This is a genomic window from Thiomonas sp. X19 (assembly GCF_900089495.1).
Taxonomy (GTDB): Bacteria; Pseudomonadota; Gammaproteobacteria; order Burkholderiales; family Burkholderiaceae_C; genus Thiomonas_A.
This window is the reverse complement of record NZ_LT605203.1, coordinates 348,639-374,920: the sequence shown is the minus strand read 5'-3', so window position 1 is coordinate 374,920 and position 26,282 is coordinate 348,639. Positions and strand designations below refer to the sequence as shown.

Genomic DNA, 26,282 nt, shown 5'->3' with positions numbered 1-26,282 from the left:
GTCGGGGGGTGTGTGGATTGCCCTGCATGTTCATCACTCCGTCCATGTGGTCATGCGCGAAGGGGCAGCGCGGCTGGTCGACCGGGATATCACGCGAGGTCGAATCGATCGAGATTCATCACCTTGTTCCAGGCCGCCACGAAGTCACGGACGAACGCCTGCTGCGCGTCACCGCACGCATAGACTTCCGCGAGAGCCCGCAGCTGAGAGTTCGAACCGAAGACCAGATCGACGACGGTACCCGTCCACTTGAGCTCGCCCGTCGCCCGATCGCGTCCTTCCAGTACGCCTTCGGACGCGGTGGACCGCTGCCACTTCGTGTTCATGTCGAGCAGATTCACGAAGAAGTCATTGGTCAGCGTCTCGGGGCGCTTGGTGAACACGCCGTGCTGGGCCTGCCCGACGTTTGCATTCAGGGCGCGCATGCCACCGATCAGCACCATCATCTCCGGGGCAGTCAGGTTCATCAGTTGCGCTTTATCCACGAGCAGCGCGGCCGCCGACCCTTCGAGTCCCTTGCGGGCGTAGTTGCGGAACCCGTCCGCCGCCGGCTCCAGCACGGCGAACGAAGCCACATCGGTCTGCTCCTGCGAGGCGTCCATGCGGCCCGGCGTGAAGGGCACGGTCACGTCGTGGCCGGCCTTCTTTGCCGCGGCTTCGATGGCCGCGCAGCCGCCCAGGACGATCAGGTCGGCCAGCGAGACCTTCTTGCCGCCGGACTGTGCGCCATTGAACTCCTTCTGGATGGCTTCCAGCTTCGACAGGACCTTGGCCAGTTCGGCCGGCTGGTTGACTTCCCAGCCCTTCTGCGGTGCGAGGCGGATGCGCGCGCCGTTGGCGCCGCCGCGCTTGTCGCTGCCGCGGAAGGTCGCCGCCGCCGCCCAGGCGGTCGTGACCAGCTGGGAGATGGACAGGCCGGACGCGAGGAGCTTGGACTTCAGGGCCGCGATGTCCTGCGCATCGACCAGCGGGTGGTCCACGGCAGGGATCGGGTCCTGCCAGATCAACGCTTCCTTCGGCACGAGCGGACCGAGGTAGCGGGCGCGCGGGCCCATGTCGCGGTGGGTCAGCTTGAACCACGCCCGGGCGAAGGCGTCGGAGAACTCGTCCGGGTGCTCGTAGAAGCGGCGGGAAATCTTCTCGTAAACCGGGTCGAAGCGCAGCGACAGATCCGTGGTCAGCATGGTCGGCGCGTGACGCTTGGCCGGGTCGTGGGCGTCGGGAATGGTGCCGGCGCCGGCACCATGCTTCGGCGTCCACTGATGCGCACCAGCCGGGCTCTTGGTCAGTTCCCAGTCGTAGCCGAACAGGTTCCAGAAGAAGTTGTTGCTCCACTGCGTTGGCGTGCTGGTCCAGGTGACTTCCAGGCCGCTGCTGATCGTGTCACCGCCTTTGCCCGTGCCAAAGCTGCTCTTCCAGCCGAGGCCTTGCTCCTCGATGCCGGCGGCCTCGGGCTCCGGCCCGACATGCGAGGCGGGGCCGGCGCCGTGGGTCTTGCCGAAGGTGTGGCCGCCGGCGATCAGCGCGACGGTTTCCTCGTCATTCATCGCCATGCGGGCGAAGGTCTCGCGGATATCCTTCGCCGCCGCCACCGGGTCCGGGTGGCCCTCCGGGCCTTCCGGGTTCACGTAGATCAGGCCCATCTGCACCGCGGCGAGCGGATTCTCCAGGTTGCGCCCATTGTCGGTGCGACTCTGCTCGCTGCCGTGCAGGTCCGGGTCGGCAACAAGCACACCGTCGCCGGGTTTTTCCATCGCCTTTTGCCTGCCGTAGCGCGAATCGTCGCCCAGCCAGGTGGTTTCGGAGCCCCAGTAGACGGCCTCGTCCGGCTCCCAGACATCCGCGCGCCCGCCGGCGAAGCCGAAAGTCTTGAACCCCATCGATTCCAGCGCGACGTTGCCGGCGAGGACGATCAGGTCGGCCCAGGAAATTTTCCGACCATACTTCTGCTTGATCGGCCAGATCAGCCGGCGCGCCTTGTCGAGGTTGACGTTGTCGGGCCAACTGTTGAGGGGCGCGAAGCGCTGCTGGCCGGCGCCGGCGCCGCCACGGCCGTCGCCGATGCGGTAGGTGCCGGCACTGTGCCACGCCATGCGGATGAAGAACGGGCCGTAGTGACCGAAGTCCGCCGGCCACCAGTCCTGCGAGTCGGTCATCAAGGCACGGAGGTCCTTGATCACGGCATCGAGGTCGAGGCTCTTGAACTCCTCCGCATAGTCGTACGCCTCGCCCATCGGATTGGACAGCGGCGAGTGCTGGTGCAGGATCTTCAGGTTCAGTTGCTCGGGCCACCAGTCCGCATTGCCTTTGGACCCGGCCATCGTTTGCTTGTGCGCGCCGCCCGAGAACGGGCACTTCGTTTCGCTTGACATGTTCACTCCTTTGGTGGTCTGCAGATCATCATGACGCGGTCCAATTTAGTTTTTGCGCCCGCGGTTCTGGTTGTCGGGCACCGGCGCGCCGTCGGCGGTGGTGAGTGTGGTTGGCTTGCTCATGGTCGGAATCTCCTGGACGTTGGATGGATCGTGCCTGGCATTGGCAAGATCAAAGTCGAAGGTTAGACCGTATCGGTAGAAAATAACAATTGAATGTTCTCATTCAATTGATTGAATAAAACTTTGCAGCGACGCATCATGCCGACCAAGCGGCGAGAATTCTGCTCCCGCATGGCGCGGTTCCGATCCACCCTGCGCTTAAACCCGACCTTCATTCCATGGCATCGCTGTCCATCGCCGATTTCGACTACGCGCTCCCCCCCGAGCTCATCGCCCAGCATCCCTCAGCCGAGCGCGCTGCCGCCCGCCTGCTCGACGCCCGCGCCCCGGTTTTGGTGGACCGCGTGTTCCGCGACTTGCCCACCCTGCTGCAGGCGGGCGACCTGCTCGTGTTCAACGACACCCAGGTCATCAAGGCGCGGCTGTTCGGCACCAAGGCCAGCGGCGGCGCGGTGGAGCTGCTGGTCGAGCGCGTGCTGGACGCCGGCGAAGTGGTCGCCCACATGCGCGCCAGCAAGAAGCCTGCCGCGGGCGCGGTGCTGCAGATGCAAGGCGGCTACCACGCCACCCTGCTCGGACGCTGGCCGGACGCAGCCGGCAGCCTGTTTCGCCTGCGCTTTTCCGCCGACCCTTACATGCTGATGCAGGCGCACGGCCATGTGCCGCTGCCGCCCTACATCCACCATGCCGACGACGCGGACGACGCGCGCCGCTACCAGACCGTGTTCGCCCGCGCGCCGGGGTCGGTGGCCGCCCCCACCGCGGCGCTGCATTTCGACGAGGCCCTGCTCGCCGCGCTGGACGCGCGCGGCGTGCGGCGCGCCCACGTCACCCTGCATGTGGGCGCCGGCACGTTCGCGCCGGTGAAGGACGACGACATCGCCGCCCACCGCATGCACAGCGAGCGCTACGCCGTGCCCGGCGCCACGCTCGAAGCCATCGCCAGCACCCGCGCGGCCGGCGGGCGGGTGCTGGCCGTGGGCACGACCACCGTGCGCACGCTGGAAACCGTGGCGCGGCGCTTGCGCGATGCGCCTGCAGCACCGGGCACTTGGCCCTCGGTGCAGGGCGAGACCGACATCTTCATCACGCCCGGCCATCGCTTCCACATGGTGGACCTGCTGATCACCAATTTCCACCTGCCACGCTCCACCCTGCTGATGCTGGTGTCCGCATTCGCCGGCACCGAGCGCATCCACGCCGCCTACGCCCACGCCGTGGCCCAGGGTTACCGGTTTTTCAGCTATGGCGATGCGATGCTGCTGCAGTTGCCGCCGCCAGACGCCAGCAATGGTTGACGCCGCGCCGATCGCGCGCTCTGGAACGACCCGCGCTCGAACCTCCCGAAGGGCGAATGCACCGACCTCGCAGCCAACGCAAGCCGCCCGAGACAGACAGGCACGCCATCCCATGACCAGGGGTTGCGCTGGCTGGCGCCGCCCTTCTATCTTCGCTGAAGAGAGTTGCAAACATTGCTGATTGATTGAACTACGGGGAAACAGGCCACGCTTCGGCATGGAGAAGCAGATCGGCCCACAACATGCTTGCCGAGTCTCATCCATCCTTGCTGCATGACGAGCATGCCGCCGCGGGGCGCTTGACGCAATTTGTCGGGGCCTCGGCGCAGAGCGTCGCCCTGGCCAGCGGCGTGTCGTCCTGGCTGGCGCGCAGGCAACTCTCCAGGCGCATCCTCATGCTGCACGGCGTCGGTGGGCCGAAACTGCCCGTGGCCGATTTCAAGCGGGCCATGGTCTGGCTGGCGCAAAACTTCCGCATCGTGCCGCTCGACGCCATGGTGAACGATATCGCCACCGCCAAGCCTGTCGCCCGCGATGCCGAATTGGCCATCACCTTCGATGACGGCTTGCGCAACCAGGGGCGGCTCGCCTATCCGATCCTCCAAGCCTTGGGCATCCCGGCCGCCATCTTCATGTGCCCGGGGCTGATCGACAACAAACAATGGCAGTGGAACCATGAGGCTCGCGCACGTCTGAACCGGCTGTCGCCGGCGCAGCGCAACGAATGGGCGCGCGCGCAGCAAGCACCTTCGGCACACATCGAGGCGCTCATCGCCTGGCTGAAGCAGCAGCCGCTGCAGCCACGCCTGCACATCGAGGCCAGCCTGCGCGACGCCACGCCAGGTTTCGCGCCCACGGCCGACGAGCATGCAGCCTATGACCCGATGGATTGGGACGAAGTCGCCGCGCTCGACCCCCGGCTCATCACCATCGGTTCGCACACGGTCACACACCCCATTCTGTCCACCCTGGACGAGACGGGCATCCAGCAGGAGTTGCAAGCCAGCCGGCTCATGCTGGAGGCACGGCTGGCGCGTCCGGTCGAGCTGTTTTGCTACCCGAATGGTTCGCACGATGAACGCGTGCGCCGCATCGCCACCCAGGTTTATCGCGCCGCGGTCACCACCGAAGAGGGGCTGGTGACCGAGCCCGTCGATATCTATGCCATGCCCCGCATTCCCGTCGCCGCGCAGCTGCCCCTGCTGGCGTGGCGCATGCATCGGCCTTGGGCATGAGCAAAAGGCTGGACATGATCCAACTCAGCGTCGTCACCAACATTGCTGCATTCGACAGCTTGAAACCCGCATGGCTCGCATTACAGGAGGCATGTCTCGGCACGAGTATTTTCCTCGGCTGGGATTGGCAACGCCTTTGGTGGAAGTATTACGGACATAGCCGTGACTTGCGCATCCTTACCGCACGCCAGGACGGAAACATCGTGGGCATCTTGCCGCTTTATCTCGAAACGTACCGAAAGGCCGGCGGTCTGTTCGCAGCGCGCAAGCTTCGCCAGGTCGGTGTCGGAGGCGATACGGCCCCCGACGATCTCGGCGCTCTGTTTGCCCCAGGCTACGAAAACGAGACATCAACCGCAATGGCCGAGCATTTATCCAAGGTACTCACCGACTGGGACATCCTCGACTGGACCGATCTACCTCCTCAAAGCCCATTATAGATAAGGCCCAATAAAATATGAACTTTCAGCAAGTTTTTTGATCCATTGATGATGGAAAAGGAAAACGCAAGGAAGCAAACACTGGAGCAACTTCACGAGCGGCGCAAGCAAGTCGTGAGGTTGCACAAGCGGGGCGTCAAGATCATGCAGATCGTGGACATGACGGGGCTGAGCTACCCGCCCGTTCGAGCGGCCATCGACTTGTACGAGGCCGGCGGCTGGAGCGCCATCCGACCGACTCGGCGGGGACGCGCCAGAGGCGACGGTCGGGTGCTCAGTCAAGCGCAAGAAGAGACGATCCAGCGCATGATCATTGACACACGTCCCGAGCAACTCAAGATGGACTTCCATCTGTGGAGCCGCGCTGCGGTGATGCAACTCATTGAACAAGAGTTCGACATCAAACTGCAGGTGCGCAGCGTTGGAAAGTACCTCACCCGCTGGGGCTTTACGCCACAAAAGCCGATCAAGCGAGCCTACGAGCAAAGCCCCGCGGCGGTGCAGGCTTGGCTGGAGGGCGAATACCCCGCCATCGAGCAGCGCGCCAGGGCTGAGGGCGGGGAAATCCACTGGGGAGACGAAACCGCGCTGGTCAACACGGACGTGCGCGGCAGAAGCTTTGCCCCTGCGGGCAAAACACCGGTGGCGATGGCGGTGGGCGGGACGCGCCAGAAGCTCTCGATGATCGCCACGGTCACCAACCAGGGCAAGACCCGCTGGATGATCATCGACGAGGCGTTTGACGCCGACAAGCTGATCGAGTTCTTGCAGGCGTTGATCAAGGATGCAGGCAGGAAGGTATTCCTGATTCTGGACAACCTGAGGGTGCATCACAGCAAGTTGGTGAAGGCTTGGGTGGCCTTGCATCACGCGCAGATCGAGCTGTTTTACCTGCCAAGCTACAGCCCCCAACTCAACCCTGAGGAGAGGCTCAACGCCGATCTCAAGCAGGAAATGGGCAAACACGTGCCGGTGCGAACCAAGGCCAAATTACGCGAAGCTGCGAACGACCACATGGCGATGCTGGAACAAAACCCGCAGCGTGTGATGCGCTACTTCCAGGACCGGCATGTTCGCTACGCAGCTTAATACTTCACCGGGCCGGAGCAATAGTGCCGGCTTTGCGGCAGCATTTTTTGGAGAGCGATATCCGCGCAAACTGCGAGGTTACGGCCCCGATCACTTTCGGCGTATTGCCTGACAGCTGGGAAAGCTACCGGCGCAGTCTCAGTCGAAACCGCAGGGAAACCATGGGGCGCAAACGCCGCAAATTTGAGAGCCAACCCGACGCGCAAGTCATAACAGTCAACACAATGGACGAGCTCGATGGGGCGTTTGATCGTTTGGCCGAATTGCACCGTTTGCGCTGGACTGGTCGCACGGAGCAGCCTGGGTTCAGTTCCCCCGAGTATCGGGGTTTCCACCGCGACGTGATGCACGCCCTTTTACCCCAAGGAAGGCTTCGTCTCATGAAGTTGAACATGGGCGGATGCACGATTGCGATGCTGTATTGCATGCGCTATCGCGACACCTTTTGCTTTTTCCAAAGCGGCTTCGATCCGGCCTACGCCGAGTACAGCCCAGGCGACGTCCTGCTTGGCTATGCGGTCGAGCACGCGATCGCGGAGGGTTGTCATGTGTTCGACATGCTCAAGGGCGAGCACGATTACAAGCGTCACTTTTTCCAGCAAGACCGCCGGAACGTCGAACTGCGAGCGTTTCGCCCAGGATTGATCGACCTAGCTTACCGGCTCAAGGACGCGTGGAGCGCGCGAGCATCGCGACGGCCTGAATTGGGTGAGTCACGACATCGTCCGGCGCGCGGCGAGACTTCAAGCGCAACAGCCGAGCAGCGTCGGTAGCGTCGCAACATGGTCGTGCAAGCCACGCATGCAGCAGACGTTCTGGTGAGCGTCGCCATTCCAGCGGACAACGCCCAAGCCACGCTCGCCGAAACGCTGGACAAACGCCTCCCAGCGAACACCTGAGCGCCTTTTAAAAATTGAAGGGCCAAACCGCATCATTTGTGCGCAGCCGCCGAGGCGACGCACTTGGACAAGACTTCGCGCTCCGTCGTCCAGGTTCGCGCCGTCTGAAACAATGCGCCCATGCTGCAATTCACCGTCCATCACACCGCAGGCCAGGCGCGCCGCGGCACCCTCACGCTCAACCATGGGGTCATCGACACCCCGCAATTCATGCCCGTGGGCACGTATGGCACGGTCAAGGGCATCACGCCCGACGGGCTGAAGGCCGCGGGCGCGCAGATCATTCTCGGCAACACCTTCCACCTGTGGCTGCGGCCGGGGCTGGACGTGGTCCGGCAATTCGGCGGGTTGCACCGCTTCATCGGCTGGGACGCGCCCATCCTCACCGACAGCGGCGGCTTCCAGGTGTGGAGCCTGGGGGCGATGCGCAAAATCAGCGAGGAGGGCGTGCGCTTCGCCTCGCCGACGAATGGCGACAAGCTCTTTCTCACGCCGGAAGTGAGCATGCAGATCCAGACCGTGCTCCATTCCGACATCGTCATGCAGTTCGACGAATGCACGCCTTACGACGTCGAGCGCGCCGGGCAGACGCATATCACCACCGAGGCCGAGGCGCGCGCGTCGATGGAACTCTCGCTGCGCTGGGCGGCGCGCTGCAAGGCCGAGTTCACGCGGCTGGAGAATCCCAACGCGCTGTTCGGCATCGTGCAGGGCAGCATGTTCGAGCCGCTGCGCGAGGCCTCGCTGGAAGGCTTGGCCGCGCTCGACCTGCCCGGCTACGCCATCGGCGGCTTGAGCGTGGGCGAGCCGAAAGACGACATGCTGCGCCTGCTGCGCCACACCGCGCCGCGCCTGCCCGCGCACAAGCCGCGCTACCTCATGGGCGTGGGTACGCCGGAAGATCTGGTGGACGGGGTGAGCGCGGGCATCGACCTGTTCGACTGCGTCATGCCCACGCGCAATGCGCGCAACGGCCACCTGTTCACCCGCTTCGGTGATCTGCGCATTCGCAACGCGCGGTTCAAGCTTGACGAGATGCCGATCGACCCCACCTGCGTCTGCCCCACCTGCCGCCAGTTCTCACGCGCCTATTTGCACCACCTCGACCGCTGCGGCGAAATGCTGTTCGGCATGTTGGCCACCGCGCACAACCTGCACTACTACCTGCAACTCATGCGCGACATGCGGCAGGCGCTCGACGGCGGGACGTTCGACGCCTATGTGGCGCAGTTCCGCGCCGAGCGGGCGCGCGGTGTGGGCTGAGAGCCCGCCCCGCGCCGACGCATGGTTGCAGCGGCGTCGCCGTTGGGGCCAGGCTGGAGGCACGGCCCGCATCAGGCCACGGCTCGCCGGCTGACCCACGCGACGAAGCGCTGGCCATACAGCGGTTGGCGCCAGAGCAGAAAGGCGGTGGCCAGCGCGTTGAGCAGGGCCACGCTCAGCAGCAGCACGGGCACGCTCACGCCGGCCACCAGCAGCGCGGCGCAATAGCCGGAGCAGACGACCATGTACAGCGCATTGATGATGTTGTTCGCGGCAATCACGCGTGAGCGGTGGGTCACGGGCGTGTGCTGCTGGATGAGGGCGTACAGCGGCACGCTGTAAATGCCGGCGCTGGCCGAGAGCAGGAACAGGTCGGCCATCACGCGCCAATGCGCGGGGTCGCGCACGAAGGCAGCCACGCCTTGCAGCGCCGCTTCGTGCGGCAGGTTCAGCGTGGCGAAATACATGTCGACGCCGAAGGCCGTCATGCCGATGGCGCCCAGCGGCACCAGGCCGATTTCCACCCGCCCGCGCGCCAGCCATTCGCACGCCACGGAACCCAGCGCGATGCCGATGGAAAACACCGCCAGCAGCAGCGAAGCCACCGCCTCGTCGCCGCCCAGCACATGACGGGCGAACACCGGGAACTGGGTGAGAAAGGCCACGCCGTAGAACCACATCCACGAAATGGCGAGCAGCGCCTGCAGCACCGTGCGGTCGCTTGCTGCCAGCTTGAGGTTGCGTGCGGTCTCGGTGAAGGGGTTCCAGTTGATGCGCAATTGCGGGTCCACCGGGGCCGTGGCGGGAATGAAGCAGGCCGCCGTCCAGCCCAACAGCGCCACCGCGACGCAGGCCAGCCCGGCCAGCAACGGGCCTTGCCGGAAAGCCATGAGCAGGCCGCCGGCCAGGTTGCCGAGCAGGATGGCGACGAAGGTGCCCATCTCCGTCATGCCGTTGCCGCCGGTGAGTTCCGCCATGTTCAGGTGCTGCGGCAGATAAGCGTATTTGGCCGGGCCGAAGATGGTGGAGTGCAGCCCCATGCCGAAGGCGCAGACCAGCAGCGCCGACACGTTGCCGGCGACGAAACCCCACAGCGCCAGCAGCATGATGGCGATCTCGAGCGTCTTGACCTTGCGCATCAGCCCCGCCTTGTCGAACTTGTCGGCCAGTTGTCCGCTGGTGGCGGAGAACAGCACGAAGGGCAGGATGTAGAGCGCGGCGATGAGGTTCACCATCAGCCCGGCCGAGAGCGTGGAGGCGCTCTCGACGCGGTAAGTGACCATCACCGTGAAGGCGAACTTGAACAGGTTGTCGTTGCCCGCGCCGCCGAACTGGGTCCAGAAAAACGGGGCGAAACGACGTTGCCGAAGCAGGGCGAACTGGTTGGGGCGGGCGGTGTCGGGCATGGCGAGCGGGGATCCGGCAAAAGTGCTTGCGCATGATGGCACAAGACCGGGGCCTGCACCCGCCGCACGCCTGCTGCGCCGCGTTCCCTCGGGCAGGACAATCCCGTCCGGGCGGAGCCGGGCGAGCCCCTGGTCCCCGTGATGACCAAGGTGACCAAGAACCGGGTGCTTTTCAGTGCACCACCAGGGCTGTCAATGGCCACACATAGGCCTGCCCCATGACCAGCAAACCCACCAGCGCGGCCAGCGCCAGACTGTGAAAGAACACATAGCGCAGGATCTCGCCCTCATGCCCGAACCAGCCGGTGGAGGCGACGACGATGGATTGGGCGTCGATCATCTTGCCCATGACCCCACCCGAGCTATTGGCCGATGCCATCAAAATGGGCGATAGTCCAAGCTGCTCTGATGTGACTTTCTGCAGTCCGCCGAACAGCACGTTGGACGCCGTGTCCGAGCCGGTCAGCGCCACGCCCAACCACCCCAGCAGCGTGCCGAAGAAGGGGTAGAAAAAGCCGGTTGCCGCGAAGGCCAGCCCCATGGTCGCGTCCAGCTCCGAGTAACGCGTGAGAAAGCCAAGGGCCAGCATCGCGGCGATGGTGATGAGCGAATAGCGCACCACCCACAGCGTGCGGCCGTAATGCGCGAGCAGTTCGCGCGGCTTGTAGCCCATCAGCAGGCCGGCAAGCATGGCCGCCAGAAAAATGCTGCTGCCGGTGGCCGTGAGCCAGTTCAGGCGGTACACGGCGGGCTCCTTCACCGGCTTGGCCACCACGGGCGGCACTTTCTCGATCTGGTTGTGAATCGCATCGAACTTGAAGTTGGGCACGAAAACCGGGCTGTCGGCGCGTTTGGGCTTGCCCTTGTCATCCAGGACCTGCTGGCCCTGTTGGTTCTGCACGATGCGTGTGTCCACCGCATTCTTGAACTGCGGCAGGCCCCAGATGAACACGAACACGGTGAGGATGACCCACGGCGTCCACGCGCGGCGCAGGGTGGCGCCGTCATGCCGCGTGGGCGTGCGAGCCGGCGCTTCAGGCGTGGCTGATTCGCGCCGCCCCAGGCGTGTGGAAGTCCAGATCTTTTTCGGGCGCCACACCTTCAGGAAGGCCACCAGAGCAGCCATGCTCACCAGGGCCGAGATGACGTCCACCAGCATCGGCCCGTGGTAGTTGGAGACGAAGAACTGAGAGATGGCGAAGCTTGCGCCAGCCACGAGAATGGCCGGCCAGATGGCCAGCATGCCACGCCATCCGGCGAAGGCCCAGATGAGCCAGAAAGGCACCAGCAGCGAGAAAAATGGCAGTTGCCGCCCGACCATGGCCGAGAGCATCATCTCGTCCAATCCGGTCACCTTGGCCAGGGTGATGATGGGCGTACCCAAGGCCCCATAGGCGACCGGCGCGGTGTTGGCGATGAGTGAAAGCCCGGAGGCCGCCAGCGGCGAGAACCCCAGACCGATGAGGATGGCGCCCGTCACGGCGACCGGGGTTCCAAAACCCGCGGCACCCTCGAAAAACGCGCCGAAACAAAACGCGATGAGCAGCAGCTGCAGCCGGCGGTCGGCCGTGATGACGGCGACCGAGTCCTGCAGAATCTGGAACGCTCCGTTGTGGGTCGTGAGGCGGTAGAGGAAGATGATGTTGAGCACGATCCAGCCGATGGGCAACAGGCCGTTGGCCGCGCCGAACAAGGCGGCCTCGCCGGCCATGGTCGCTGGCATGCCGAAGGCGAACACGGCAATGAGCAGCGCACTGGCCAGCGCCAAGAGCGCCGCCCAATGCGCCTTGATGTGGAAAAACGCCAACGAAGCCAGCATCACCACCACGGGAACGGCGGCCACCAGTGCCGACGTTCCCAGGGTGCCAAGCGCCAGATAGTTTTGTTGCCAGACCATGCGAGTCTCCGCGGATTTGAAAGCCGAACGCCCATCGTTGCGGGCGCAATCGATCACGAATGGATACACATTGAAGCTCTTGTTTGCATGCCCGGCATGAGGGTTAATCCGAGTGAAGCGACATGGTGAGGTGACTGTGCAGGCGATCGGCGTGCGCTAAAAACGCTGGCCTGACAAGGGTTTGCGGCCAACCGGACGCCATTGTTGTTAAGCAGCTTTGCTTCGGGTGCGGGTCATCAAATCCCGCTTTTGCCGTGCGATGCGGTGACGCCACCAGTGCTCCTACACTTTGAGCCATGTCCGTGATACCCACCCCGACCAGCAACTCGGCCCCAGATGCCGTGCTCAATATTTCAGCCTACAAATTCGTCGGCCTGGATGATTTGCCGGCGCGGCGCGAACGCCTGCTGGCGCGCTGCCGGGCGCTGGCGCTCAAAGGCACCATCCTGCTGGCGCCGGAGGGCATCAATCTGTTCCTGGCGGGTGCGCCGCAGGCGCTGGACGCCCTGCTTGCCGCCTTGCGCGCCGATCCGCTGCTGGCGGATCTGCGGGCCAAGCGCTCGTGGTCGGCGGCGCAGCCGTTTCGGCGCATGAAGGTCAAGCTCAAGCGCGAGATCATCACCCTGAACCGGCCGCAGATTCGCCCGGCGGCCGGGCGCGCGCCGGCCGTGTCGCCCGGCGGGCTCAAGCGCTGGCTGGACGCGGGCTGCGACGACGAAGGCCGCCCGGTGATGATGCTGGACACGCGCAACGCTTTCGAGCGCGAAATGGGCGGCTTCGACGGCTGTGTCGATTTCGGCATCGCCCGCTTCAGCGACTTCGCCCCAGCGGTGGAGACGCAGGCGGCGCGCTTCGCCGGGCAGACGGTGGTGACCTACTGCACCGGCGGCATCCGCTGCGAAAAGGCCGCCCTGCTGATGCGCGGCGCCGGGTAGTGTCTCAGTTTGAACGTAACGGCACTTGACGCTGCTGTGTGGGCTGCTAGGCTTAGATCATCATGAAAGCACGTTCAACCAAGAAGCTTGATCTGAACCAGCTAGCCAAGGCCATTGTTGACGAGGCGACCGGAGAAATTCCAAAGGTCATTATGGCTACGCCAAAGCAACGCGCAGGCCAAGCAGGCGGACTAAAGGGTGGAAAGTCGCGCATGTCCGCGCTGACGCCCGATGAGCGAAAGGCTCTTGCGATGAAGGGCGTTGCTGCGCGACAAAAGGCCCCGGCTCCTGCCGGGGCGGTTGAAGTTAAGAAGTGATCAGTGGAACAAGTCCATCTGACCAGGGTAGGATCGGCAGTGTTCGCATACCTGCTCGAACCGACCGAAACGGAATCGCACGTATGGACGGACGTGCACAGCCTTGGGGTACATGCAAAGCATAATTTGACCTCAAGAAAATTGAGGGCAAAAGCTGGCCCAACACACCAAGAGCGATTAAACTCTAGACGTTCCGCAAAGAACTTGTGCGTGGGTGGCGCGAGCCCTAACCAACGCCAAAAACGCCTCTACCCGGCAAGGTAGGGGCGTTTTCCTTTCCGCCCTACGTCGCGGAAGGGGATCCTCCTTGTTTCTCGCCAATGGTGATGCGGATATTGTTAGCTTCACCTTTGTAGATCATCGTGAAGATGCTGTTTGCCATCGTGAGCCAGTTAGCGCGGCCTTGCGCATCCCACTCACTCCCGGGAGCAGGAAGGGTCATTAAGAGGCCTTCGATCAGCGGATGTTCGCGACCGCCACCGCCGCCACCTCCGCTACCCCCAACTGTCTTTTGCTCTGTGGCGTGGAGATCGTTCTCAGACCCGGCGTGAGAAATGTGGACTTCTTTGGTGTGATGGGCCTGTTCGTTTTTGATCGAAGGCTTAATCAAACGGTCTGTTGCATGCTCAAAGAACCCCGCTTGCTTGGCACTACGCATTAGGACCTGTCTTGCCTTGTCCTTGACCTTGGCGCCGACGCCCATGTCCTCAATGGTTCGCTCTAGCCCTGCTTGGGGCGGCAACTGGCTGCCCTTGAATTGCTCGTAGACGCGCTGATACAGGGCCACATTCAAGAAGGCATCAACTCGAGACGAGCGTGCATGCTCTGGGTCGATGATCTTTTTACCGAGTTCAGTCAGGGTGATTCGTCCTCCGCGTTCGTAGGTCAACAGGCCGTATGCCTTCGCACCAAGTACGCGCATTCGGAAGCCGCCACCCTTGGCTTCCATCCCAAGACCTGCAGCCAGTTGGTCATAGTCGCACGCTGTTCCACCAACGTTGTGGACCGCCTTAACAACCTCAATAGCATTGTCCAAGTCGGTGTATGTAAATTCGATGGTCGAGCGTTCGCGCTCGGACGGTTGTTGGCTTTGGGCGGCCTCTCCCGTGCCCCTCTTCTGCGCTTCCGGTGTGCTATTCATGGGCTACTCCTGACTTTTGTCGGTCGGTGTCGCAGATTTTAGATCACCAGAAAGAAGTTACGCAATAGTTAAAAAGCGAATCGGAAAATAAACTCTTGCTAATTGTCTTCTTCTGGTCTATAGTTCAGTTCAAGCGAGGGCCTGAACATGAACCGACTCCCCATTGAGAAGCGCGCACAGATCATCGGCCTCCTGGTCGAGGGAAACAGCATGCGCGCCATCACGCGGCTTGTCGGGGTATCGATCAACACCGTCACGAAACTGCTTGAGGATGTTGGTTTTTCCTGCTCGCTCTATCAGAACGAGGTCATGCGCAACCTGCCGTGCAAGCGCGTGCAGTGCGATGAAATCTGGGCCTTCTGCGGCAGCAAGGAAAAGAACGTCACAGCCGAGCATCGTGGTGAGCTTGGCTATGGCGACGTGTACACCTGGACGGCAATCGATGCCGACACCAAACTCGTACCCTCGTTCCTAGTCGGTCGTCGGGACGCGTCCTATGCGCATGAGTTCATCCAGGATTTGGCTGGGCGTATGGCAAGTCGCGTACAGCTGACCACGGATGGTCACAAGGCATACATCACCGCCGTCGAAGCAGCCTTCTCAGGCGAGATCGACTACGCCATGCTGGTCAAGCTGTACGGCGAAGCGCCGAAGGAAGATCAGCGCCGCTACAGCCTGACCGAGTTCCGTGGCACCACCCAAGGCGTCGTGTCGGGCAACCCTGACCCGAAGCACATCTCGACCAGCTACGTCGAGCGCCAGAATCTCACAATGCGCATGAGCATGCGTCGCTTCACGCGGCTGACCAATGGGTTCAGCAAGAAGGTACAGAACCTGGAGCATGCGGTGTCGCTGCACTTCATGCACTACAACTTCGCTCGCATCCACAAGACTCTGCGCGTGACGCCGGCCATGGAAGCCGGCATCGCCGATCACGCCTGGACGCTGGAAGAGATCGCGCGGTTGGCCGACTGAAGGCTGTCACATCCAAACTGAGACACTACCNAGCGTTCGATCAGCGCGCCGCTGTCAAAAAAAACGCGTCGCACTGATCAATCGGATTCGCTCGGGTTCAAGTCCGACAGCCTCCTAGCCCTGCTTGGGGCGGCAACTGGCTGCCCTTGAATTGCTCGTAGACGCGCTGATACAGGGCCACATTCAAGAAGGCATCAACTCGAGACGAGCGTGCATGCTCTGGGTCGATGATCTTTTTACCGAGTTCAGTCAGGGTGATTCGTCCTCCGCGTTCGTAGGTCAACAGGCCGTATGCCTTCGCACCAAGTACGCGCATTCGGAAGCCGCCACCCTTGGCTTCCATCCCAAGACCTGCAGCCAGTTGGTCATAGTCGCACGCTGTTCCACCAACGTTGTGGACCGCCTTAACAACCTCAATAGCATTGTCCAAGTCGGTGTATGTAAATTCGATGGTCGAGCGTTCGCGCTCGGACGGTTGTTGGCTTTGGGCGGCCTCTCCCGTGCCCCTCTTCTGCGCTTCCGGTGTGCTATTCATGGGCTACTCCTGACTTTTGTCGGTCGGTGTCGCAGATTTTAGATCACCAGAAAGAAGTTACGCAATAGTTAAAAAGCGAATCGGAAAATAAACTCTTGCTAATTGTCTTCTTCTGGTCTATAGTTCAGTTCAAGCGAGGGCCTGAACATGAACCGACTCCCCATTGAGAAGCGCGCACAGATCATCGGCCTCCTGGTCGAGGGAAACAGCATGCGCGCCATCACGCGGCTTGTCGGGGTATCGATCAACACCGTCACGAAACTGCTTGAGGATGTTGGTTTTTCCTGCTCGCTCTATCAGAACGAGGTCATGCGCAACCTGCCGTGCAAGCGCGTGCAGTGCGATGAAATCTGGGCCTTCTGCGGCAGCAAGGAAAAGAACGTCACAGCCGAGCATCGTGGTGAGCTTGGCTATGGCGACGTGTACACCTGGACGGCAATCGATGCCGACACCAAACTCGTACCCTCGTTCCTAGTCGGTCGTCGGGACGCGTCCTATGCGCATGAGTTCATCCAGGATTTGGCTGGGCGTATGGCAAGTCGCGTACAGCTGACCACGGATGGTCACAAGGCATACATCACCGCCGTCGAAGCAGCCTTCTCAGGCGAGATCGACTACGCCATGCTGGTCAAGCTGTACGGCGAAGCGCCGAAGGAAGATCAGCGCCGCTACAGCCTGACCGAGTTCCGTGGCACCACCCAAGGCGTCGTGTCGGGCAACCCTGACCCGAAGCACATCTCGACCAGCTACGTCGAGCGCCAGAATCTCACAATGCGCATGAGCATGCGTCGCTTCACGCGGCTGACCAATGGGTTCAGCAAGAAGGTACAGAACCTGGAGCATGCGGTGTCGCTGCACTTCATGCACTACAACTTCGCTCGCATCCACAAGACTCTGCGCGTGACGCCGGCCATGGAAGCCGGCATCGCCGATCACGCCTGGACGCTGGAAGAGATCGCGCGGTTGGCCGACTGAAGGCTGTCACATCCAAACTGAGACACTACCCGGCGCCGGCATCGAGCGCGTCTACCAGCTCGACGGCGGTATCCTCGATTACTTCGAGCCGGTGGGCGGCGCGCACTACAGCGGCGGCTGCTTCGTGTTCGACGAGCGCACGGCGCTCGACCCCGCGCTGGCACCGCAAGGCGAGGCGGCACAGCAGGCCGCGCATCCGCTGCAGCATCCGGTCCGGCATTCCATCACCACCCTGCCAACATCCATCCCGATCCCGCTCGTGCTTCCAACCCCCTCACCGCTCCCAACCCCGACAGGTGCCCCATGTCTGAAACCCGCATCATCCCCCTCAGCCCCGCCCTGCGACATGACACCGGCCGCCAGCGGCTGACGCAGGCGCTGGCGCGTCTGCTGTTCGCGCTGTGCCTGGCCGGCATGGCCAGCGTGAGCTGGGCGCAGGCCCTGGGCATTGCCGGCACCTGGAAGACCATCGACGACAAGACCGGCAAGCCCAAGGCGCTGATTCGCATCGTCGAACAACCGGACGGCAGCTACAGCGGCACCATCATCAAGAGTCTGGTGCCCGGTGCCGACCCGCACCGCATCTGCACCCTGTGCAGCGGCGCGCTGAAGGACCAGCCGATGATCGGCCTGACCATCCTCACCGGCTTGCGCCAGGACGCCGAACACCAGCACAGTTTCAGCGGCGGCGAGATCGTCGACCCCGACAGCGGCAAGACCTACCACTGCAACGCCAGACTGGTGGACGACGGCGCCAAGCTGGACGTGCGCGGCTACATCGGCATCTCGCTGTTCGGCCGCACCCAGACCTGGGTGCGCGAGCCATGAGCGGCGCGGCGATGCAGGTCTTCGGCAGCCACGCCACTTACCCCAGCACGCGTCTGCCGCTGTTCGCGCGCAACGTGGTGGCCACCTCGCAGCCGCTGGCGGCGCAGGCCGGCTTGCGCATGCTGCTGGCTGGCGGCAATGCGGTGGACGCGGCCATCGCCAGCGCCGCGGCGCTCACCATCCTGGAACCGGTGAGCAACGGCCTGGGGTCCGACGCCTTTTGCATCTTGTGGGATGGCCGGCAACTCCACGGCCTGAACGCCTCGGGCACGGCACCTGCGGCATGGACCCCGGCCTACTTCCAGCGCAAGTACGGCATGGATGCGCGGCAGCCACCCAAGCGCGGCTGGGACAGCGTGACCGTGCCCGGCGCCGTGGCCGCCTGGGCCGCGCTCTCGGCCAGGTTCGGCAAGCTGCCGTTTGCGGATGTGCTGCAACCCGCCATCGACTACGCCGAGCGCGGCTGCGCGGTGCCGGTGGTGGTGCAGCGGAAATGGGCGGCAGCGGCCGGTGACGCCGAGCTCACACGCCAACCCGGTTTCGCCGCGGCCTTCCTGCCCGGCGGGCAGGCGCCGGCGCTGGGCGAAGTCTTTCGCTTCCCCGCCGCCGCCCGCGCCCTGCGCGCCATTGCCGCGACGCGCGGCGAAGCCTTCTACCGTGGCGAGATTGCCGCGGCGCTGGCGGCGCACGCACGCGAGCACGGCGGCGCCATGACCGAGGCCGATCTCGCCGGCTACGCGCCGCAATGGGTGCAGCCGCTGGAGCAGGACTACCGCGGCCACACCTTGCACGAGATTCCACCCAACGGCCAGGGCATTGCCGCGCTGATGGCGCTGGGCATGCTGAGGCGCTTCGAGCTCGGCAGCCTGAAGGTGGACGCGGCCGCCACCCAGCACCTGATGATCGAGGCGATGAAGCTGGCCTTCGCCGACATCTACCGCCATGTCGCCGAACCCGGGGCCATGGCCTGCGCGCCCGAGCACCTGCTGGACCCCGATTACCTGGCCGAGCGCGCACGCTGCATCGACCCTTCCCGCGCGCAGGACTTCGGCCCCGGCGCCTTGCCGCGCGGCGGCACCGTCTACCTGAGCACCGCCGACGCCGACGGCATGATGGTCAGCTTCATCCAGAGCAACTACATGGGCTTCGGCTCCGGTGTGGTGCTGCCGGACTGGGGCGTGTCGCTGCAGAACCGCGGCCACGCCTTCAGCCTGGATGCGGCGCATGCCAACGTCGCCGCCCCGGGCAAGCGGCCGTTCCACACCATCATCCCCGCCTTTCTCACGCGTGCCGGCCAGCCGCTCATGGCCTTCGGCGTGATGGGCGCGCACATGCAGCCGCAAGGCCATGTGCAGACCCTCGCCCGCATGCTGGACTGGGGCCAGAACCCGCAAACCGCCTGCGACGCGCCGCGCTGGCTGGTGAACCACGACGGCAGCCTGAGCCTGGAAGCGAGCCTGGACGCGGCCGTGGCGCAAGGCCTGGCCGCGCTGGGGCACCGGCTCACGACCATCCGCGACAGCTACCAGGACTTCGGCGCCGGCCAGTTCATCTGGCGCCTGGGGGACCCGGCTGTCGACGGCTATGTCGCCGCCAGCGACCCGCGCCGCGACGGCCAGGCCGTGGGGTTCTGAGCGCCCCTGCGTTTGCTCCTGAAGCGCCGGTGCGCTGATGTGTTCAAGGGATTGAGCGCATCAGCGCATGGTGGAAGCCTCCATGCAGGAGCCAGCACGGCAGACGCTACATGCCGCGCCGCGCCAGGTAAATGCCAACCAGCACCAGCGCCGCGCCGGCGATCTGCCAGCCGGCCAACGCCTGCCCCAGCAGCACCCAGGCATAGACCACCGCCATGGCCGGCTGCACCAGCAGGCCGACCGAGGACAGGGCCGGATTGAGCCGGCGCACGGCGTAGGCAATGACCACCTGGCCGCCAATCTGCACCAGCAGCGCCAGGCCCACCAGCCAGACCCAGCCGATGGCGGCGGTGGGCCACAGCCGGCCCTCGAACCAGGCGAAGGGCCACAGCACCAGCGCCGCCAGCAGGGTGACGGCGGCCATCAGCGGCGCGGTCGCCAACCGCTGGCGGGCCTGCTGCACGCCCACCTGGTAGGCGGCGTAGAACAGCGCCGAGGTCAGGCCGCAGGCGTCGCCCAGCAGGGCGCGCGGGTCGTGGAAATTCGGGCCGATCATCAGGCTGGCGCCCGCCAGCGCCGCCACCAGCCCGGTGACGTAGACCGAACTCGGCGCCACCCGGGTGATGGCCCAGAACGCCAGCGCGATGACCACAGGGGCGAAGTTCGATTCGAGCGTGGCGTTGCCCACGGTGGTCCAGATGGCAGCGACATGGAACAGCAGCAGGTCGAGCGCGAACATGGTCGCGGTGAACACCGTCAGCCAGCGCGTCGGCCAGTGTTGCAGCAGCGCCGGCGGCGCGTTGCGGGCGGGGCGGTGCTGCAGTTGCACGGTGCCGGGCGGCTCGGCTGCAGCCTCGGACAGTGCCACGATGGTGACCGGCTGCCGCTGCCAAGCCACCCAGGCCAGCAGCAGCGGGGCGGCGATGGCCATGCGCCAGAACGCGCTGGCAAAGGGGCCGATGTTCGCGGAGGTGTCGGCCAGATGCACGAACACACCGGCGAGGCCGAGCACGGCGCCGCCCAGGAGTAGAACCAGGAAATCCATCCGGACATTGTCGCTGGCATGCCGATGGCATGTTTGCCCGCCGCCGTAAGGCGCGCGGCCGCGGCCGCCGACAAGCTGGCCGGCCAAGGCGTCAATCCGGCAGGCTGGTTTGCTCAAACACCGGGGGCAGTTTTTGCGGCGCCCGGATGCGCAACTGCCGGTTGACGTTCATGCGGCCGAACACCACCTCGATGGCCGAGGCCGGCACGCCGAACTCCTTGGCGAGAAAGCGCGCCATGTGATCGGCCGCGCGTCCGGCACGCGGTGCGGCGGTCACGCAGGCCTTGAGTTGCGGGCCCTTGGGCTTGCCGATGGCGTCAACGCCCGCACTGGGCTTGCCCAGGATGTTGACCACCAGCGTCTCGCCCTCCCACCAAAAGAACGACGCTCCCCGAACCTATTGCGGTTTCATGGCACAGACCGTCCCCATGGCGCGGCGATGCGCGGCATCAAACCACCGGCGCCGAATGCGCAATGCGGCACGTCGCGGGCCTGCGCCGCCGGCCGCTCAGCGCTTCAACGCTTCATCGATGGACTCGCCCGGCCGCCACGGCCGGCCGAGCTGGAATTCGATGTAGTCGCGGATCAGGCGCCGCACCACTTGCGACGGCGTCTGGTCTTCGCGCGCGCACAAATGCTCGAACAATTCCTTCTTCTGCGGGTCGATCAGGACGGTCAATCGGCTGGTGCGTTGTTCCATGGCGGGGTGACTTGTATTAGTATGTGATGCACATCTTATGTGATTCATCATTCAACGCAACCCCACCATGAGTGCCCTCCTGCCCCTGCCCGTCGCTTTGGGTGTGGTCTCGGGGTGGATCCTGATCGGACTGGCGGGTTTGCTGGCGCCCCATTCGACGCGCTGGGTGGCCCACGGCCTTTTCCCCATGGGCGCCCTGGGCAGCGCGGTGATGGCCGGGGCGGGTTTGGCGGCCCTGTTCGCCCCGGCCACGGTGATGCAGTTGGCCATCGGCCTGCCGGGCCTGCCCATGCATTTGCGGCTGGACGCCCTGTCCGGTTTTTTCCTGCTCCTGCTCGGTGCCTCGAGCGTGGGTACATCGGTGTTCGCCGCCGGCTATTTCCGCACGGGCGAGGGCGCGGCGCCGGGCTTGCTGGGCTTGCAATATCACGTGTTTCTCGCCGGCATGAGCCTGGTGATGCTGGCGGCCGACGCCTACACCTTCATGCTCGCCTGGGAGGTCATGGCGCTGTCCTCCTACTTCCTGGTGGTGACGCAGCATCGCATTGCCGAGATTCGCAGCGCCGGCTTCACCTACTTGCTGCTGGCGCATCTGGGCGCCATCGCCCTGTTGCTGTGCTTCGGCGTGATGATGGCTGGTGGCATGGGCGGCCTCACCTTCGCCGCGATGCGCGCGCACCAGCTCTCCCCCGCCTGGGCCAGCGTGGCCTTCGGCCTGGCCGTGCTCGGCTTCGGCGCCAAGGCCGGTCTGGTGCCGCTGCACATCTGGCTGCCCGAGGCGCACCCGGCGGCGCCCTCGCCGGTCTCGGCCTTGATGAGCGGCGTGATGCTCAAGACGGCGCTGTATGGCTTGCTGCGCGTGAGCTTCGGCTTGCTGCACGCGCCGCTGTGGTGGTGGGGCGTGCCGCTGCTGGTGCTGGGCCTGTTCGGCGCCCTGTTCGGCGTGCTGTTCGCCGCGGTGCAGAACGATATGAAGCGCCTGCTGGCCTATTCCTCGATCGAGAACATCGGCATCGCCTTCACTGCGCTGGGCCTGGCGCTGGTGTTCCATGGCGTGGGCATGCCGCTGCTGGCGGCCTTGGCGCTGGCCGCCATGCTCTACCACGCGCTCAATCACGCATTTTTCAAGAGCCTGCTGTTTCTCGCCACCGGCTCGGTGCTGCATGCCACCCAGCAGCGCAGCCTGGGGAGCCTGGGCGGGCTGCTCAGGCGCATGCCCTGGGTCGGCTGGACCGCGTTGATCGGCACTCTGGCCATCGCCGGCTTGCCACCGCTCAACGGCTTCATCGCCGAATGGCTGCTGCTGCAGGCGTTTTTGTTCACGCCGAGCGTGCCGCAGCCGTTTTTCAACATGCTCATTCCGCTGGGTGCGGCCGTGCTGGTGCTCACCGCGGCGCTGGCGGCCTATGTCATGGTGAAGTTCTACGGCGTGATTTTCCTCGGGCGGCATCGCGAGCCGCAACTCGAGCACGCGCACGATGCCGGCTGGCTGGAGCGTTTCGGCCTGGTCTGGCTGGCGGCCGGCTGCATCCTGCTCGGCCTGCTGCCAGGCCTGGTGCTGCAGTTGATCGACCGCGTCAACCTCTTGCTGCTCGGGCAGCCTCTGGCGCAGACCGGCAACTGGTTCTGGCTGGTGCCGATGTCGGCGCAGCGTGCTTCCTACGACCCGGGAATCGTGCTGCTGGTGGGCGGCCTGGTCATCGGCCTGACAGTCTGGTTCACCCACCGCGTCTACACCGGGCGCACGCGCCGCGCCGACGCCTGGGACTGCGGCGCGCCCGGCCAGACCGCGCGCATGCAGGACACGGCCGAAGGTTTCGGCCAGCCCATCCGCCGCCTGTTCGCGCCGTTTTTCCAGACCCACGCCGAACTGCCCCTGCCCTCCGATGCTGCGCCGCGCTACCGCGTGGTGGTGAGCGACAAGTTCTGGGCGCGCTTCTACACCCCGCTGGCCGACGCCGTGCTGTGGCTGGCGCAACGGGTGGGGCGCATCCAGCAGGGGCGCATTTCCATCTACCTGCTCTACAGCTTCGTCACCCTGCTGGTGTTGCTCATGGTGGTGGTGCGATGAACGCGGCCAGCATCTTCACCCAAGGGTTCGCGGTCGCCGCCTCGGCCTTGCTCGCTCCGCTGTTTTCCGGCTGGGTGGCGCAGTGCCGGGCCTGGCTGTCCAACCGCTCGGCCCCGCCCATCTGGCAGCCCTATTCTCGGCTGCGCAAGCTGTTCCACAAAGACGCGGTCATCGCCCGAGACGCCACGCCGCTGTTCCGCGCCGTCCCCTACATGCTGTTCGGCGTGATGGTGGCGGCAGCCGCCATCATTCCCTCGCTGTCCACCGATCTGCCGTTCGCCTCGGTGGCCGACGCCATCGCGCTGGTGGGGCTGTTCGCCCTGGCGCGGGTGTTCATCGCCCTGGCCGGCATGGACATCGGCACCGCGTTTGGCAGCATGGGCTCGCGGCGCGAAATGATGGTGGGCTTCCTCGCCGAGCCGGCCTTGCTGATGGTGCTGTTCACCTCCTCACTGATCTCCGGCAGCACCCTTCTGCCCACCATCGCCGAAGCCCTGCAGTCGCGCGCCCTGGCGATTCACGCCAGCCTGGCGTTTGCCGGCGTCGCCTTCGTCATGGTGCTGCTGGCCGAGAACGCGCGCATCCCGGTGGACAACCCGACCACCCACCTGGAACTCACCATGATCCACGAGGCCATGGTGCTGGAGTATTCGGCGCGCCATCTGGCCCTGGTGGAATGGGCCAGCAGCCTCAAGCTGTTCAACTACGCCTGCATTGGCTTCGCCCTGTTTCTGCCCTGGGGCCTGGCCGGCCGGGCCGACGGCGTGCTGTGGCTGCTGCCGGCGCTGCCGCCCTTGCTGCTGAAGCTTCTCGTTGCGGGTTTCGCCATCGCCCTGATCGAAACCTTGAGCGCCAAGCTGCGCATTTTCCGCGCGCCCGAATTTCTCGCCACGGCGTTCTTGCTCGCCGTGCTCGGCCTGCTGGTGCACCTGATGCTGCAGCACTGAGCATGACGGCAGCCCCATCCATCGTGTCCGCCGCCGCCGCGTTGCCGCTGGCGACCCAGCTCATCCACCTGTTCGCCGCGCTGCTGCTGCTGCTGTCGTTCGCCATGCTGGCGCAGCGCCGGGTGGTGAACCTGGTGAACCTGTTCGCCGCGCAAGGCGCGACCCTGGTGGCCTGCGCCGTGGTGGTGGCCTACTCCACCCATCAGCCCGATCTGTATCAATCCGCCGCGCTCACCTTCGTCCTCAAGGTGCTGGTGCTGCCCTATGTGCTTCACAAGCTGATCGGCCGGCTGCATGCCGAGTGGGACACCGAGACCCTGGTGAACATTCCCACCATGCAGATCATCGGCATCCTGCTGGTCATCTTCGCCTTCGTCCTGGCGCAGCCGATCTCGCAGTTCGCCGGGGCCGCCACGCGCAGCACCCTGGGGCAAGCCATCGCCGTGGTGTTCCTGGCTTTCCTGATGATGATCGTGCGGCGCAAGGCCATTGCCCAGGTGGTGGGTTTCCTGGCGATGGAAAACGGCCTGCTGTTCGCCGCCACCAGCGCCACCCACGGCATGCCGATGGTGGTGGAGCTGGGCATCGGCCTGGACGTGCTGGTGGGCGTGTTCATCCTCGGCATTTTCTTTTTCCAGATCCGCGAACAGTTCGACAGCCTCGACCTGCAGCACATGGAAACGCTGAAAGAGGATTGAGTGGCACTCATCGTCCTGCTGGCCATTCCCCTGCTCGGCGCCGCGCTGCTGGCGCTGTTCGGGCATCGCGCTGCCGCGCCCCATCTGAACCTGGCCGCAAGCGCCGCCGCCTTCCTCGCCGCCTGCGTGCTCACCGCCGAGGTCATCGCGCATGGCCCGCTGCAGGTGCTTTCGGGCGAGTTTTTCATCGATCCGTTCAACGTCTTCCTGGTCGCGCTCACCGCCTTCATCGGCATGACCACGGCCGGGTTTTCGCGGCCGTACATGCGCATCGAGCAGGAGCATGGCCGGCTCAATGCCGCGCGGTTGCGGCTGTATCACAGCATGTACCAGCTCTTCATGTTCACCATGCTGCTGGCGCTGACCACCAACAATATGGGCATCCTCTGGGTGGCGATGGAGGCGGCGACGCTGACCACCGTGCTGCTGGTGTCGCTCTACCGCACCAAGGCCAGCCTGGAGGCGGCGTGGAAGTACTTCATCCTCTGCGGCGTGGGCATCGCGCTGGCGCTGTTCGGCACCGTGCTGCTGTATTTCGCCGCCGAGCGCGTGCTCGGGGCCGAGGGCATGAATGCCTTGCTCTGGACCCAGCTCGATGGGGTGAAGGGCAAGCTCGAACCGGGCATCATCGGCATCGCTTTCGTCTTCCTGCTGGTGGGCTATGGCACCAAGGTGGGCCTGGCGCCGCTGCACAGCTGGCTGCCAGACGCCCACGCCGAAGGGCCGACGCCGGTGTCGGCCGTGCTCTCCGGCCTGCTGCTGAACGTGGCGCTGTACGCGGTGATGCGCTGCAAGGTGCTGGTCGAAGGCAGCGTGCACGCCGCCTGGCCGGGGCAGATGCTGATGGGCTTCGGCCTGCTGTCGGCGCTGGTCGGCGCCTTCCTGTTGTGGCGGCAGAAGGATGTGAAGCGCATGTTCGCCTACTCGTCCATCGAGCACATGGGCATCGTCACCTTCGCCTTCGGCATGGGCGGCCCGGTTGCCAACTTCGCCGCGCTGCTGCACATGACCGGCCATGCGCTGACCAAGAGCGCCATCTTTTTCACCACCGGACACGCCACGCAAAAGGCCGGCACCCAGCGCATGGACGCCATCCAGGGCCTGCGCGAACAATCGCCCGCGCTGGGCTGGGGGCTGATGCTGGGGGCGCTGGCGATTGTCGGCATGCCGCCGTTCGGCGTGTTCGCCAGCGAGTTCCTCATTCTCACCACGGCGATGCAACAGCAGCCCTGGGCCACGCCCATCCTGCTGCTGGCGCTGGGCGTGGCCTTCGGCGCCATCTTCCTGCGGGCGCAAGGCATGGTGTTTGGCAGCAGCACCCTGCGCCGCCTGCCGCATCAGCCGAACATGGTGCCGGTGTTCGTGCATCTGGCGCTGGTGTTGCTGCTGGGGCTGTGGATCCCGGCATTCCTGGTGTCGTGGTGGCATCTGGCAGCCAGCATGCTGGGAGGCTGAAAGC

The 26,282-nt window shown here is 64.8% G+C and carries 23 protein-coding genes and 2 pseudogenes; 17 read left to right on the top strand and 8 right to left on the bottom strand.

Going from position 1 to position 26,282, the window contains the following annotated elements; translation table 11 throughout:
• Positions 1–89: 89 nt before the first annotated feature.
• Entirely contained in the window at positions 90–2,372 is a 2,283-nt protein-coding gene (katG, locus tag THIX_RS01875; RefSeq protein WP_112484600.1) for a catalase/peroxidase HPI, read from the bottom strand.
• A gap of 341 nt (positions 2,373–2,713) precedes the next feature.
• Between katG and queA the strand changes: the two genes are divergently transcribed.
• The 6 genes from queA (at position 2,714) to tgt (ending at position 8,719) form a co-directional block, all read left to right on the top strand.
• On the top strand, positions 2,714–3,793 hold the full coding sequence (gene queA, locus THIX_RS01870) for a tRNA preQ1(34) S-adenosylmethionine ribosyltransferase-isomerase QueA (RefSeq protein ID WP_112484599.1): 1,080 nt from the start codon (positions 2,714–2,716) through the stop codon (positions 3,791–3,793).
• 242 nt (positions 3,794–4,035) lie between these two features.
• A complete protein-coding gene (locus tag THIX_RS01865; protein ID WP_112484598.1) occupies positions 4,036–5,028 on the top strand; it encodes a polysaccharide deacetylase family protein in 993 nt (330 codons plus the stop codon).
• The gene (locus THIX_RS01860; RefSeq protein ID WP_112484597.1) at positions 5,025–5,468 is read left to right on the top strand and encodes a GNAT family N-acetyltransferase; all 444 of its coding nucleotides are present in this window, start codon (positions 5,025–5,027) and stop codon (positions 5,466–5,468) included. The genes THIX_RS01865 and THIX_RS01860 overlap by 4 nt, the downstream gene beginning before the upstream one ends.
• A gap of 51 nt (positions 5,469–5,519) precedes the next feature.
• Positions 5,520–6,557, top strand: coding sequence for an IS630 family transposase (locus tag THIX_RS01855; protein WP_112488072.1), 1,038 nt, complete (start codon positions 5,520–5,522; stop codon positions 6,555–6,557).
• A 23-nt stretch (positions 6,558–6,580) separates the two neighbouring features.
• A complete protein-coding gene (locus tag THIX_RS01850; protein ID WP_146748431.1) occupies positions 6,581–7,330 on the top strand; it encodes a GNAT family N-acetyltransferase in 750 nt (249 codons plus the stop codon).
• Positions 7,331–7,576: 246 nt separating this feature from the next.
• On the top strand, positions 7,577–8,719 hold the full coding sequence (gene tgt / locus THIX_RS01845) for a tRNA guanosine(34) transglycosylase Tgt (protein WP_112484595.1): 1,143 nt from the start codon (positions 7,577–7,579) through the stop codon (positions 8,717–8,719).
• A gap of 71 nt (positions 8,720–8,790) precedes the next feature.
• On the opposite strand, the gene THIX_RS01840 is transcribed toward tgt, so the two are convergent.
• Positions 8,791–10,125: an MFS transporter gene (locus tag THIX_RS01840; RefSeq protein ID WP_112484594.1), complete on the bottom strand. Its 1,335-nt coding sequence runs from the start codon at positions 10,123–10,125 to the stop codon at positions 8,791–8,793.
• A gap of 172 nt (positions 10,126–10,297) precedes the next feature.
• Complete coding sequence (locus tag THIX_RS01835) at positions 10,298–12,022, bottom strand: L-lactate permease (RefSeq protein WP_112488071.1); 1,725 nt, start codon at positions 12,020–12,022, stop codon at positions 10,298–10,300.
• 296 nt (positions 12,023–12,318) lie between these two features.
• Between THIX_RS01835 and THIX_RS01830 the strand changes: the two are divergent.
• Positions 12,319–12,954, top strand: a pseudogene (locus tag THIX_RS01830) (sulfurtransferase); the annotation flags it as partial.
• Positions 12,955–13,019: 65 nt separating this feature from the next.
• The gene (locus THIX_RS01825; protein WP_112484593.1) at positions 13,020–13,274 is read left to right on the top strand and encodes a histone H1; all 255 of its coding nucleotides are present in this window, start codon (positions 13,020–13,022) and stop codon (positions 13,272–13,274) included.
• A gap of 283 nt (positions 13,275–13,557) precedes the next feature.
• Here THIX_RS01825 and THIX_RS01820 read toward each other — a convergent pair whose 3' ends face one another.
• On the bottom strand, positions 13,558–14,415 hold the full coding sequence (locus THIX_RS01820; RefSeq protein WP_112484592.1) for a hypothetical protein: 858 nt from the start codon (positions 14,413–14,415) through the stop codon (positions 13,558–13,560).
• 147 nt (positions 14,416–14,562) lie between these two features.
• Here THIX_RS01820 and THIX_RS01815 point away from each other — a divergent pair, with 147 nt between their 5' ends.
• A complete protein-coding gene (locus THIX_RS01815) occupies positions 14,563–15,390 on the top strand; it encodes a DDE-type integrase/transposase/recombinase (RefSeq protein ID WP_112484590.1) in 828 nt (275 codons plus the stop codon).
• A 97-nt stretch (positions 15,391–15,487) separates the two neighbouring features.
• Here the strand turns inward: THIX_RS01815 and THIX_RS01810 are convergent, their stop codons facing one another.
• Positions 15,488–15,925, bottom strand: a complete 438-nt coding sequence (locus tag THIX_RS01810; protein WP_112484591.1) for a hypothetical protein — start codon at positions 15,923–15,925, stop codon at positions 15,488–15,490.
• Between the two features lie 147 nt (positions 15,926–16,072).
• Between THIX_RS01810 and THIX_RS01805 the strand changes: the two genes are divergently transcribed.
• The 4 genes and pseudogenes from THIX_RS01805 to THIX_RS01790 all read left to right on the top strand — a co-directional run bounded on the left by THIX_RS01805 (position 16,073) and on the right by THIX_RS01790 (position 19,362).
• Positions 16,073–16,900 carry a DDE-type integrase/transposase/recombinase gene (locus tag THIX_RS01805; protein WP_112484590.1) on the top strand — a complete coding sequence of 276 codons (828 nt, stop codon included), beginning with the start codon at positions 16,073–16,075 and terminating at the stop codon, positions 16,898–16,900.
• Between the two features lie 37 nt (positions 16,901–16,937).
• Positions 16,938–17,270, top strand: a pseudogene (locus THIX_RS24735) (hypothetical protein); the annotation flags it as partial.
• Entirely contained in the window at positions 17,204–17,728 is a 525-nt protein-coding gene (locus THIX_RS01795; protein WP_199195218.1) for a DUF2147 domain-containing protein, read from the top strand. The pseudogene THIX_RS24735 and the gene THIX_RS01795, both read left to right, overlap by 67 nt.
• Positions 17,725–19,362 (top strand): gamma-glutamyltransferase family protein, encoded by a 1,638-nt coding sequence (locus THIX_RS01790; RefSeq protein ID WP_305798514.1) that lies wholly within the window; start codon positions 17,725–17,727, stop codon positions 19,360–19,362. Before THIX_RS01795 ends, THIX_RS01790 begins: the two co-directional genes overlap by 4 nt.
• A gap of 106 nt (positions 19,363–19,468) precedes the next feature.
• Here THIX_RS01790 and THIX_RS01785 read toward each other — a convergent pair whose 3' ends face one another.
• The 3 genes from THIX_RS01785 to THIX_RS01775 form a co-directional block, all read right to left on the bottom strand.
• Positions 19,469–20,407, bottom strand: a complete 939-nt coding sequence (locus THIX_RS01785; RefSeq protein WP_112488068.1) for a DMT family transporter — start codon at positions 20,405–20,407, stop codon at positions 19,469–19,471.
• A 91-nt stretch (positions 20,408–20,498) separates the two neighbouring features.
• Positions 20,499–20,762 carry a DUF167 domain-containing protein gene (locus tag THIX_RS01780; protein ID WP_233224344.1) on the bottom strand — a complete coding sequence of 88 codons (264 nt, stop codon included), beginning with the start codon at positions 20,760–20,762 and terminating at the stop codon, positions 20,499–20,501.
• A gap of 153 nt (positions 20,763–20,915) precedes the next feature.
• Complete coding sequence (locus THIX_RS01775) at positions 20,916–21,107, bottom strand: ribbon-helix-helix protein, CopG family (protein ID WP_112484588.1); 192 nt, start codon at positions 21,105–21,107, stop codon at positions 20,916–20,918.
• Between the two features lie 67 nt (positions 21,108–21,174).
• On the opposite strand from THIX_RS01775, the gene hyfB reads away from it, so the two are divergent.
• The 4 genes from hyfB to THIX_RS01755 are packed head-to-tail and all read left to right on the top strand — an operon-like array spanning position 21,175 to position 26,278.
• Positions 21,175–23,178, top strand: a complete 2,004-nt coding sequence (hyfB, locus tag THIX_RS01770; RefSeq protein WP_112484587.1) for a hydrogenase 4 subunit B — start codon at positions 21,175–21,177, stop codon at positions 23,176–23,178.
• Entirely contained in the window at positions 23,175–24,125 is a 951-nt protein-coding gene (locus THIX_RS01765; RefSeq protein WP_112484586.1) for a respiratory chain complex I subunit 1 family protein, read from the top strand. The genes hyfB and THIX_RS01765 overlap by 4 nt, the downstream gene beginning before the upstream one ends.
• Before the next feature lie 2 nt (positions 24,126–24,127).
• The gene (locus THIX_RS01760; protein WP_112484585.1) at positions 24,128–24,823 is read left to right on the top strand and encodes a formate hydrogenlyase; all 696 of its coding nucleotides are present in this window, start codon (positions 24,128–24,130) and stop codon (positions 24,821–24,823) included.
• Entirely contained in the window at positions 24,824–26,278 is a 1,455-nt protein-coding gene (locus tag THIX_RS01755) for a hydrogenase 4 subunit F (RefSeq protein WP_112484584.1), read from the top strand. It abuts the gene before it with no gap.
• The last annotated feature ends 4 nt before the right edge of the window (positions 26,279–26,282 follow it).